At 52.5% G+C, this 11,883-nt stretch carries 8 protein-coding genes; 4 read left to right on the top strand and 4 right to left on the bottom strand.

Translation table 11 applies throughout. The annotated features are described in order from the left end of the window. Positions 1-156, top strand: a 156-nt coding sequence (locus BLT02_RS14000) for a transposase (protein WP_175453850.1), incomplete at its 5' end; no start/stop codon positions are given. 136 nt (positions 157-292) lie between these two features. Here the strand turns inward: BLT02_RS14000 and BLT02_RS13995 are convergent. From BLT02_RS13995 to BLT02_RS13980, 4 genes are all read right to left on the bottom strand, one after another. Beyond that, the gene (locus BLT02_RS13995; RefSeq protein ID WP_092996816.1) at positions 293-2,377 is read right to left on the bottom strand and encodes a TRAP transporter permease; all 2,085 of its coding nucleotides are present in this window, start codon (positions 2,375-2,377) and stop codon (positions 293-295) included. A gap of 13 nt (positions 2,378-2,390) precedes the next feature. Beyond that, complete coding sequence (locus tag BLT02_RS13990; RefSeq protein WP_092996813.1) at positions 2,391-3,359, bottom strand: TAXI family TRAP transporter solute-binding subunit; 969 nt, start codon at positions 3,357-3,359, stop codon at positions 2,391-2,393. Between the two features lie 380 nt (positions 3,360-3,739). Further along, positions 3,740-4,366, bottom strand: a complete 627-nt coding sequence (locus BLT02_RS13985; protein ID WP_242869822.1) for a cytidylate kinase-like family protein — start codon at positions 4,364-4,366, stop codon at positions 3,740-3,742. 276 nt (positions 4,367-4,642) lie between these two features. Continuing rightward, positions 4,643-5,596, bottom strand: coding sequence for a carbohydrate kinase family protein (locus BLT02_RS13980; RefSeq protein ID WP_092996810.1), 954 nt, complete (start codon positions 5,594-5,596; stop codon positions 4,643-4,645). 741 nt (positions 5,597-6,337) lie between these two features. On the opposite strand from BLT02_RS13980, the gene BLT02_RS13975 reads away from it, so the two are divergent. The 3 genes from BLT02_RS13975 (at position 6,338) to BLT02_RS13965 (ending at position 11,793) form a co-directional block, all read left to right on the top strand. After that, on the top strand, positions 6,338-7,156 hold the full coding sequence (locus BLT02_RS13975; RefSeq protein ID WP_175453849.1) for a transposase: 819 nt from the start codon (positions 6,338-6,340) through the stop codon (positions 7,154-7,156). Between the two features lie 455 nt (positions 7,157-7,611). Next, the gene (gene glgX, locus BLT02_RS13970) at positions 7,612-9,702 is read left to right on the top strand and encodes a glycogen debranching protein GlgX (RefSeq protein ID WP_092996804.1); all 2,091 of its coding nucleotides are present in this window, start codon (positions 7,612-7,614) and stop codon (positions 9,700-9,702) included. Positions 9,703-9,915: 213 nt separating this feature from the next. After that, the gene (locus BLT02_RS13965) at positions 9,916-11,793 is read left to right on the top strand and encodes a Na/Pi cotransporter family protein (RefSeq protein WP_175453848.1); all 1,878 of its coding nucleotides are present in this window, start codon (positions 9,916-9,918) and stop codon (positions 11,791-11,793) included. The last annotated feature ends 90 nt before the right edge of the window (positions 11,794-11,883 follow it).

Below are 11,883 nucleotides of genomic sequence, written 5' to 3'. Positions count from 1 at the left end.
GTTGATACCATCCGGCTGAAAATGCTGAAGGTTGCCGCCAAAGCTGTACATTCGGCGCGATACACGATTTTTAAACTTTGCAGCAGCTGTCCTTATAAAAAGGAATACTACCAAACACTTGCAAATATCAGGGGCTTGAAACCAGCAGCAGTATAGTGGCCGCCACTTCTGCATCCCTGATATGATGCAATAAGAAACATTGACAATCTCGCAGGAATCCCTTGATATTTGTAGGGGAAGTATGCCCTTTTTCAAGCGGTAGCTGGGATTCCTCAGAGATAACTGGTAAAAATCAGGCACCAGACACGGGGCATGGTCTTGCGTTGGTGTCCATGAATAATTCAGGTTTCATTTTATTTGCCTTGAAAAACTGCAGGGCGACGCCCGCGGCGATGACCACCAGACCGATAATGTCTGTCATCGAACCGGGAATGATCATCAAAAGGCCGCCGGCCACCAGCAGGATGCGGTCCAGGATGCCCATATCCGTCAGCAGATATCCTTCGAGGGCTGAAGCCACCCCGAAGATACCGACCAGGGAAGTGATGGAGATCAGGGCGACCTCTGCAGCATTGGTCTCGATCAGCAGCATGGCGGGGCTGAAGCAGAAGACATAAGGGATGATGAACGCCGCGATGGCAAGCTTTGTGGCGTTAAAAGCGGTGCGCATGGGGTTGGATTTGGCGATCGCGCTCCCCGCGTAGGCCGCGAGGGCGACCGGAGGAGTGATATCCGCGACAATGCCGAAATAGAACACGAAGAAATGCGCAGCCAGGATCGGAACGCCCATTCTGGTCAGGATCGGCGCGCAGGTCGCCGCCATGATGCAGTAGGTAGCTGTTGTGGGAACACCCATGCCCAGGACGATGCAGCAGAGCATGGTCAGGAACAGGGCGATGAAGAGCCGGTCACCGGCGACGGCAACGATGGCATTGATCATTTCATTGGCGAGACCCGTCATAGTGATCGTTCCGGAAATGATTCCCGCCACGCCGCAGGCCGCGCCTACAGTGATGGTCCCCTTGCCGCCGGCTTCCAGGGAATCCAGGAATTTGCGGACCGTAAAGCAGTTTCCGGTGTCTTTGTCCGTCCCCAGGATGGCCTGCTTTACAGGATCGCTCACGCCGTCTTTTTTCAGGTCATGGACAGCCTTTTTATAGCTTCCGTCCAGAATTCCATCCATAATGCCGACGACGATCGCGGCAATAATGGAATAGGCTGCCGCCCTCTGCATGGTCATCATGTTGTTGGAGACCCAGATTACCAGAAGGATCAGGGGGATCAGGAGATAGATCTTGCGGATCAGATGTCCGAATCTGGGCAGGCGTTCTTCAGGAATACCGGTGAGGCCGTATTTTTTGGCTTCCAGATGGACCGCGATAAAGATACCTGTAAAGTACAGGATCGCGGGCAGGATGGCGCGCACCAGGACCTGGGAATAGGGAACGCCCATGATGTCCGCCATGAGGAAGGCGGCGGCGCCCATGATCGGGGGCATGATCTGCCCGCCCGTCGAAGCTGCCGCCTCGACTGCTCCCGCAAATTCCGGCTTATAGCCTGTCTCCTTCATCATGGGGATCGTGACAGAACCGGTCGTGACAGTATTACCAACGGAAGAGCCGCTGACCATACCGCAAAGAGCGGAGGAAATGACAGCGACCTTGGCGGGTCCGCCGGCATAACGGCCTGCGGCGCAGTTCGCGAGGTTGATGAAAAATTCAGAGATACCGGTGCGCTCAAGGAAGGCACCGAAGATAATAAAGACTACTATGTACTTGGAACACACGTTGACCGGCGTCGAAAGGATTCCGGTCTTGGTATAAAAGAGGTTGCGGACCAGATACCTTAGTCTCCCTGCGAAGGCCGGGTTGGTCAGGCCGTACAGGATCGCATAGAGGATAAAGAACAGAGCCACAAACAGAATGGGCCAGCCGACGCTTCTGCGGGTGACTTCCAGAAGGGCAGCTACACCGATCACGGCGATGATGATCTGGTAGGTCTGGAAGCGCGTTCCCTGCTGGATGATCTGCTGCGCAGAGAAGGTGTAGTACAGGAAAGCGCCTGTCCCCAGGACCATGCCGATAATGTCATACCAGGGAATATAATTGACCTTCTGCTCCCCCTTTTTGGCGGGATAGGTCAGAAAGCCCAGCAGGATAATCAGACCCATAAAGGAAGTGAGGCGGATCTCCTCCAGGAAGGTCGCAAACAGGGTGACCCAGATGCAGAAAAGGGAAAATCCGATCAGGACCGCCTTGACGATAATGGCCGGCACTCCCTGCCATACCCGGACATTGGATTCACGGTCATATTTGCGCATGACCTCTTCCAGGTCTTCATTTTCGATTTCGTAATTTTTGATTTCTTCTTTACTCATCCGCTCTCCCCCCTTATTGATCCGCTGTCTCAACGGTTACGCCGTGCTCGGCATAATACCTCGCAGCGCCTTTGTGGAAAGGAACCGCCATACCATCCGTCGCGTTCTCGATCGAGAGCTCCTGTCCCTTGGCGTTCTCAAGCGCGATCTCATCCTTGTGGTCAAAAATAGCTGCTGTCAGCGCGTAGACGACGTCCGCATCGAGGTCTGCATCGACGATCATCGTGGCCTTGATGGTGATCGTGTCAACGGGATCCGGCTGTTTGGGATAGGTGTCCGCAGGGATCTGCAGGGGCGCGTAATACGGGCACATCTCCATGATCTTGTCCCGCAGCTCGCCGTCGATCGGGATCAGGTTCACGCCGTTGGTCGTAGCCAGCTCCGTGATCGCGGAGGTGGGAGCGCCCGCCACGATAAAGGCGGCGTCGATCTGACCATCCTTGAGCGCTTCCTTACTGTCATCAAAGCTCTGGTACTGAGGCTTGATGCCGTCCAGGCCGATGCCGGAGGCCTCCAGGACATCCACAGCGTTAAAATACACACCGGAACCCGGAGCGCCGATCGAGACGCTCTTGCCTTTCAGATCAGCCACGCTCTGGATCTTGTCATTCATGGTGATCAGCTGGACTGTCTCCGCGTACAGGCCTCCCAGGACTCTGAAGTCCCTGCTGGGGCCGTCCTTCTCAAAGGACTTGATCCCCTCCCAGGCATAAGCCATGACATCCGACTGGGTAAAGCCCATCTGGTAATCCCCGTCGCCGATGCTCTGGATATTCGCCTTGGACGCATCCGTGGAAACGGCAGTCACACTGTATCCCGTATAATTTTTCATATACTGGGCAAGCACACCTCCGAAGGCATAATAGGTTCCTGCCGTGCCTCCTGTTCCCATCATCATTCGATGTCCGCCGCAGCCGGAAAGAACCAGCATACAGACACTCAGCACTACCGCGACGATCAGTCTGCGCAATCGTTTCTGCATTGCATCCTCCTTTATCTTTTTAAAATACTATTTTAAAGCCATTTAAAGGGAACTTTCAAAAGCCCCCTCTATTGTATACGGGCATACGTGTATGATTCTAACACAAATCCGATTGCCGTACAACTGCCACCTGTCATAGTAAAACGAGTGCCGGTAACTTACGAAAATCCCATTTCAACAATGCGAAGCTTTGTTATCGCCTCGCGATGGGGTTTTCACCGTTCCACTTGGGTTTTTGCGCTTGAAGCCACGAAAAAAACGCCTTGAGTTTCGAGACGGCTGGTACTAAGACGAGTAAAAAACCTCCGCGGCAGGCTTATGCGTGAGCCGCCGCGAAGGTCTGTCTTGGTTTTTGTATCTTTGTATCACGTCCGAAATATTCAGTCGCTCTCCAGAATCCTGCAGATAATATCCGCACAGAGGCTGATATCGATCCTCCCCGTGTCAAAACAAATGTTGTAATTATTCGCATTCCCCATTTCGCATCCGGTGTACTGTTTATAATAGGTCTTCCTCAGGGAATCTCTCTTGGCTATATATTTTTCGATACTCAATTCATCGTACTCAACTCTGTTCTCCATGTTGACGCTGCGGTCATGTACAGAGGCATACAGATAGATGCAGAATACATCCGCCCCGGCCTCCCGCAGGATATGATCCGCTGCGCGGCCGACTATAATACAGGGGGATTTTGAAAGCTCCAGAATGACTGCTTTCTGCGCTTTGAAGATCTCATCGTGTGAACTCTTATATGAGACCGCACTGTTCAGGAATGTGTTCAGCAATGCTGACGAGGGGCTGAGATCCTCGCCTTCTCTTTCGACATCTTCCATGGAATAACCGCTGTCTTCCGCTGTTTTTTTGACAAAATCCTTATCATAATAAGGGATTCCCAGGCGGTCTGAAAGAATCGACGCAAGCGTCCTTCCAAGGGCACCGTATTCCCTGCTGATCGTGATCACCGGATACTTCTTCTCCGCTTCCATTCCAGGTTCTTTAACCGGCATTGTCTCCTCCTCGATTTGAAAAAACTAAAAACAGTCTGTTGTGCGCTTCAATGGTCCGCCGGCGCACAGGCCGCGGACGGCGGCAGTTCCTGAGCCGTATATGGCGGAACATCGCTTACAGTTCCTGAGCCGTATTTGGCGGAACATCGCTTATCTGGATTTTTCCATTTTATACAAGAAAATTTATACAAGAAAACACAAATAAGCGCTCTAATCCAGAATAACGAATAAATGCCGGCATGGCAAGCCCTTTTATCAGAGAGACAGGCGACAGGATCATTCCTTTTCCTCACTGGCTCCCATACGGGAAATGCAGATAGCGGCCTGTCTGCGCCCGCGCTCCGCGCAGGCGGTCAGGCCCTCGCCGCGCAGGACTCCGGAGAGGAATCCGGCGACAAAATTATCTCCCGCGCCGGTGGAATCCACGACCTCCACCGGGAGGGCCGGAAGGTGGAAGGTTCCTTTTTCACCGCTGACATAGCAGCCGTCCGCGCCGGCTTTGATGATCACATTCCTGATCCCGTATCCCCGGAACACGTCGGCCATTTTCCGGTATTTATCGGAAAGCGGGGTTTCCCCGTCTTCTTCCAGAGAAATGCCCGAGTAGTAGGAGGCTTCTTTTTCATTGGGAAAAATATAATCGATGAGGGGCAGGATGTCGGCGATCTCCTCCAGCTGCAGCTCGCGGTAGGTGGGGAGCTTTGTATCCGCACTCACGACCGCGCCGGCAGCTTTTGCGACAAGGACGATGTCCCTGATCGTCTGCGCCCGGTCAAGGGGAGCTCTGAAAAGGCTGGCCAGAGAGACGATCCGCGCCTCTTCCAGCCGAAGTTCCTCAGGAGCCGGAATGTACCCCTCCAACATGGTCGCTCTGCTGTTGATGGAGTGCCGGCCTCCATCCTGGTGGACCATCAATTCAGCAATGGGAGTCGTCAGAGCATCCATGACCCGCACACGGGAGATGTCCACGCCGCGGCCGGACAGCTCTGTGTGCAGGATATTGCCGGCGATGTCCCTGCCTGTTCCGCAGGCGATGGCAACGCGGTGTCCCATACCGGCGAGGGCGATGGATTCATTGACGGCATCCCCTCCGATATGCAGTTCGATTCTCTCAGCCCGGAACACATTTTCCCGGTGTTTGTCAGGCTCCTGCCCCCGGGTGATGCAGTCGATCACAGCCTGCCCGATGCAGAGCACGTCCAGCTCCTTTTTGTCTTTATAACTGTTCATTTTTATCCTCTTGAAACAGGGGGAAACAACGGGACGGTCCTTTCGTGTCTGTCCCCCTGTTTACTTTCTGACACGTGTGGAAACAACGGGACGGTCCTTTCGTGTCTGTCCCCCTGTTTACTTTCTGGAAACAACGGGACGGTCCTTTCGTGTCTGTCCTCCTGTTTATTTTCTGACACGCAGATGCCCATCTGAATGTCTATTCTGCTGTTAACGTGGCGATATGCTCAGTATTATTATCTATGCTGATTTACGGATCAGCAATAGTGAATTTGCTTTCCATAAGCATTTTGCTGTTTTTATCGTTTTTGCCGTAAATGTACAAACGTTTTTCCTTTCTTAAGCTCGTTTTTGCTCAGTTCCAGCATATTTGTTCAGCAAATCTGGTTCGGCAAATATATCTGACATGTGTTTTTTCTCGCTCTTGTAAGGAATACTGAAGTGTGATAATCTTTTCCACAGGAATGAAATCATTCGTATATTTCTATTTTAAACTATACGATCAGATTGAGGGCGCGAATATATTTTCCAGTTTTTTCATGCCCCTGTCTGGTCGTTTTTTATTTGCGGAGACTGTCCGACGGTCTGTGGGGACGGTCTGTGGGGACGGTCCTTTTGTGTCTGTCCCCTGTTTTTTGTTTAACAACTTCATATGTTTTTCTTTTAACATCTTCATACCGCGATGGAGCAATCAAAAATGCAATCTATATGAATATAATAATTTACATGGAGGATGGATGCATGGGACGTCACGCAAGGAAGTCAGGAGAATCGAATATTTATCATGTAATGTTACGCGGCATTAACCGGCAGGAAATTTTCGAAGATCGGGAGGACAAGGACAAGTTTCTGACACTGCTGGATGAATACAAGCTGCGCTGCGGTTTTGCGGTGTACGGGTATTGCCTGATGAATAATCATGTACACCTGCTGCTGCATGGAGCCAGAAATCCCTGTATATGCAGGATCGGCGATACTGAAGTTGAGCTGGGTCCCGGGGAATCATTGTCTCAGGCAATAAAACGGCTGGGTGTATCGTATGTGATGTTCTTTAACCGCAAATACGCGCGCACCGGACACTTGTTCCAGGATCGGTTTAAAAGTGAGCCGATCGATGGTGATCCGTATTTTCTGATGGCCCTGCGATACATACACCGCAACCCAATCAAGGCAGGGATCTGCGCGCAGCCCGAGGCGTATTACGCGAGCAGTTACCGGGAATATATTGGCGCTTCACCTGTTCTTCATACGGATGTGGATTTTGCACTTTCAATCCTGTCGCGGGAGGAGCTGATTGCATACACAAACGAAGATACCTCTGACTGCTTTATTGATATCCCGGAAAAAGTGCGGCACAAGAGTGATGCAGAAATCAGGGATTATCTTGTCAAACAGCACAATATTACTTCTGCAGCCGCCTTTCAGGCACTTGACCGTCCTGCACGCAACCGCCTGTTACAAGAGATGTATGCCAGGGGAGCAGCCATTACTCAGATCAGCCGGATTACCGGATGCAGTCGAACGATTATCTATCGCACTATCAAAACAAAAAAGGAATAAAAGCATGCGAAAACATGGGGAGACTGTCCGATAACCTTTTTTACGCCCAGGAAAAGTCGCATAAACACTGGCTTTTGAGCTTAGATAACCTGGGTCTTCGGACAGCCTGCGGGAGACGGATACATAACCTGGGGCTTCGGACAGCCTGCGAGAGACGGATACATAACCTGGGGCTTCGGACAGCCCACAGAGGACAGATACATAACCCAGGTCTTCGGACAGCCCGCAGAGGACGGATATATAACCTGGGGCTTCGGACAGCCTGCGGGAGACGGATACAAAAGAAACATCCCCGTGTGTCCCCAAAAGGACCGTCCCCGCAGACCACAAAACATGGGGACAGACACAAAAGAACCGTCCCCGTGTGTCCCCCGTGTGTCCTGCTCTTGTCTCTCAGCCTTTTATCATGCTAAAATATTTTCAATATTTACGAAAAAGGTGAAAGGAGTTCAAAAATGCAGTTGGTGGACACTTTTCCTACAAATGAAATAAACGGTCTGCTGTACAGGGTCGGCAGGGTGATGCCTTTCGGGGCGACACTGATCGAAGATGGAGCTGTGAACTTCAGCATTTTTTCCAAAGAAGCGACAGCCTGTACTCTTGTGCTGTTCAATATCGGGGAAGAGGAGCCTTTTGCCGAGATCCCTTTTCCGGAGGAATTCCGGATAGGTAACGTCTACACGATGATGGTGTTCGGCATCACCATCGAGACGACAGAATACGCTTACCGCTTCGACGGTGTCTATGATCCGGGTGCAGGTCTGCTCTTTGACCGCAGGCATATCCTGCTGGATCCCTACGCCAAGTCTGTCTCCGGCAGGAGTGCAGTGGATCAGGAGCTGGCGGCGGAGATGCCCTTTTTATACAGGGGACATATTATCAGGGAGGATTATGACTGGGAGGGCGACAAGCCCCTTGAAATCCCGATGGAGGATCTGGTCATTTATGAGATGCATGTCAGGGGATTTACCCAGGATCCTTCGAGCGGCATCAAATACCGTGGGACTTTTGCCGGGATCGTGGAAAAGATTCCTTATCTCCAGTCCCTGGGTATAAACTGTATCGAACTGATGCCTGTCTTTGCTTTTGACGAACGTGAGCATGCCCGTGAAATGGACGGCAGGACTCTTTTTAATTACTGGGGCTATTCGACGGTCTGTTTTTTCGCGCCCAAGGCCGGTTACGCGGCATCGGGTCCCTTTGGGATGGAGGTCGACGAGCTCAAGAATCTGGTCAAAAAGCTCCATCAGAACGGAATCGCGGTCATTCTGGATGTCGTGTTCAATCACACGGCGGAGGGGGATGAAAACGGAACTGTCATATCCTACAAGGGCATTGACAACCGCACCTATTACCTGCTGTCTCCCGACGGTACGTATGTCAATTTCAGCGGCTGCGGAAATACCATGAACTGCAATAATGCCGTTGTCAGGAACCACATCCTGGACTGTCTGCGTTACTGGGTGTCCTCCTATCACATCGACGGCTTCCGTTTCGACCTCGCCTCTATCCTGACAAGGGATAAAAAAGGCAGGCCCATGATGTCCCCGCCCCTGATCGAGACCCTGGCCAATGACGCCGTACTGGGCAGTACTATGCTGATCGCGGAGGCCTGGGATGCCGGCGGTCTGTATCAGGTCGGTAATTTCCCCTCCTGGAACCGCTGGTCGGAATGGAACGGTAAGTACCGGGACTGTGTGCGGCGTTTCATCAAGGGAGACGAAAGCTGTGCGCCTGAGCTCTACAACCGCATCGCGGGCTCGGGGGATATCTATGCCAGACGGGGACCTGCGGCGTCGGTCAATTTCATCACCTGCCACGACGGTTTCACGATGTATGATCTGGTCTCCTATAACGAAAAACACAATGAAGCAAACGGAGAGGGTAACCGTGACGGGTCTGACTGCAATGACAGCTGGAACTGCGGCGCGGAGGGCGAAACTGATGATCCCGGCATCCGGGACCTCCGGATGCGGCAGATCCTCAACTTCCACACCCTGCTGCTCACAAGCCGCGGTGTGCCGATGCTCCTGGCCGGAGATGAATTCGGCAACACACAGTGCGGAAACAACAATGCCTACTGTCAGGACAATGAGATCTCCTGGCTCAACTGGAACCGCCTTAACGAGTATCAGAACCTGTATGAGTATGTAAAGACACTCCTTGCGCTGCGCGCCGCGCACCCCGTTCTGCGTGCTCCCCGTTTTGATGACAGTGTAAACGGAACAGGCTTTCCTGAGCTCTCCTTCCATTCCCTCACCCCGTGGGAGATCGATCCGCAGGCTCCCGCCCTCTACTTTGCCGTCCTCTACGCCGAGGATCATGTAAAATACAAAACCGAAAAAGACGCCTTTCTCTATATCCTGGTCAATGCGCACTGGGAGGAGCACACCTTTGACCTGCCCGGCATTCCCAATGGCCTGAAATGGCACCTTGTCTGCAGCTCCAAAGGCATCTCCTTCCCGGCCGGAGAAGAACCTCCGCTCATCGTTTCGTCCAGGTTTACCCTTGGCCCCCGTGAAAGCGCTGTCCTGATCTCCCGCTGAAAAAAAACGGGATTCGCTTACACATTCGGCAGCATATAACCAGAGAAGGTCTTTAGATGTTTTTTCGTACAGCTTTCCGCCTGACATTCCATTGACTATTGACAAAAATTCCTGTAAGTTAGAAGTTGGTTTTTTTCGTTTCTGAAACAAAGTGTGTATATGGTGCCGTTTATTTCTGAATAATGGCCGATATACGATATAATGGAGACTATCATGGATTTTTTCAATGTATTAACGCTGGCGGGCGGCCTCGCCATGTTCCTGTACGGAATGCGGCTGATGGGGGACGGACTCAAAGAGAGTTCATCCGGAACGCTCAAGCAGATCATGGAGTCGGTGACAAACAATGTCTTTAAAGCCTTTCTACTGGGTCTGGCTGTCACTGCGATCATCCAGTCATCGACCGCGACGATCGTAATTACCTCCGGTCTCGTGGGCGCAGGTCTTTTGACCCTGCACCAGTCACTCGGTATTATCATCGGCGCAAATGTCGGCACGACTGTTACCGGACAGATCATCCGACTTCTCGATATGAACGCTGAGAAGGGTTCCTGGCTGCGGATCTTCCAGCCTTCCTCCCTGGCGCCGATCGCGCTGATCATCGGCATCATTATCATCATGACGGGGAGCAAACGTTTCAGCAATGCGCGGACCATCGGCAGTATCGCCATCGGATTCGGTATCCTGTTCTCCGGCCTGCTGAACATGACCAGCGCCGTGAGCTCATTCGCGGAATCCCCCCTCGTCCAGGACCTTTTCGCGGGACTGGGGAACAATCCTCTGGCAGGCTATCTGACCGGTGCCGGTATTGCTTTCGTACTGCAGAGCTCCTCGGCGACCATCGGTATCCTGCAGGCCTTCTCCTCCTCCGGACTCCTGATCTGGCACGCCATCTACCCGGTCATCGTCGGTGTTTATCTGGGAGACTGTGTGACGACCGCGATCGTCTGTTCCATCGGCGCCCGGCCGGAAGCAGGCCGGGTCGGTATTGTCAACATCCTCTATAATTTGAGCAAGTCGGCCCTGGTGCTGATCGTCGTGGCGGTCGTGCGGTCCCTGGGACTGCTCGACTGGATCTGGGACGCCACCCTCAACTCGAGTCTGATTGCCAACACGAACACGATCTTCAATCTCGCCTGCGCCCTGGTGCTCATTCCCATGGTCCCGGTCTTTGAGAAGCTCAGCCGGAAGATCGTCAAGGATGAACCCGTCGTGGAGAACAAATACCAGGACAAACTGGATGCCCTCAACCCCGTCTTCTTTGCCACACCCGCACTGGCCCTCAACAGCTGTTACGACATCCTGATGACCCAGCTCCAGCTTGCAAAAGAAAACATCTCCCGGGCTTATGGACTGCTGACCGATTACGAGGAAGACGTCTATGATCTGATCAATGAGGATGAAGGAAATATCGACATGTTCGCGGACCGCATCAGCGGCTACCTGGTCGCCCTCCTGCCTCATCTCAAAGACAGTCTCCACGTCGCCATCCTGAACCAGTATTACAAGGTCTTTTCAGAGTTCGAGCGCCTGGGTGACCACGCCGTCAATATCGCCAACAACGCCCGGTCCATGAGTGAAAAAGACACTGCTTTTTCAAGTATTGCCATGTCAGAGCTGAATGTCCTGTACTCGCTGCTGGAAAAAATCCTGGACGAGACAGAAATTGCCTTCGGAAAGCGCGACCTCGATGCCGCTTATCACATCCAGCCTCTGCGAAAGGTCACTGCGGACCTGATCGGGGAGCTCAAGGACAATCATCTCAGCCGCATGAGCCGCGGACAATGTAATGTCTTTCTCGATCCCAACTTTGAAAATCTTCTCTCCGATATGATGAGGATCGCGGATGTCAGTTCCAACGTCGGTGAATCCGTCGTCATCCGCGTCCGCCCTGAACTGGCGGACAAAGAGCACCACTATTTCCGGGATCTGCGGCATGAAGATCCCAACTACAACCGTGCATATCTCAAAGCCCGCGACGAGTACTTTGAGCAGCTCTCAGCTGTCACTTCAGTGGAAAAAGAAAATGCTGCCCCTGCTCAGCCGGGACAGGTCATATCGGCAGCTGTACGGGATTTTGATGATGCCTGATACCGATGTCTGAGAGCGGTTCCTCAGAGCGGTTCCTCAGAACGATCAAATCAAGTAACATCCTGCTTACACCCTATCGTACGGATAAAA

Source organism: Sarcina sp. DSM 11001 (assembly GCF_900101015.1).
Lineage (GTDB): Bacteria > Bacillota > Clostridia > Lachnospirales > Lachnospiraceae > CAG-791.
The sequence above is the reverse complement of the archived record's forward strand: the minus strand, read 5'-3'. Positions and strand labels throughout refer to the sequence as shown.